The organism is Corynebacterium sp. MSK071 (assembly GCF_030232125.1).
GTDB classification, from domain to species: domain Bacteria; phylum Actinomycetota; class Actinomycetes; order Mycobacteriales; family Mycobacteriaceae; genus Corynebacterium; species Corynebacterium kefirresidentii.
On the sequence record NZ_JASPJA010000073.1, the window covers coordinates 1 to 245 of the forward strand.

The 245-nt window shown below is 52.2% G+C and carries 1 protein-coding gene; it reads left to right on the plus strand.

Annotated features, from left to right (window positions below):
- On the plus strand, nt 1–245 hold a 245-nt coding region (locus tag QP990_RS12250; RefSeq protein WP_284799439.1), incomplete at both ends, for a hypothetical protein.

Sequence of the window (245 nt, forward strand, 5' to 3'; positions counted from 1 at the left end):
AATACGATTGCGTTCCCACTGGTGGGTATTCCGTTGGATATTTTCAACCTTCTCACCCGGCATTCGCCGGTGGGGCGTCTACTGCGACTGTGGATTATCGGTCAGTTAGCGGTTGTGGCTGCAGTATCTATTGGCCTCGTGGCTGTAGTGGTTGTCCTCAATGTTGCAGGGGCTGTTACTGGTTTCATGGCGTCAACTGGCCTTGCGGTAGCAATCGTGCTTGTGTACCTGTATTCCTTTATCCC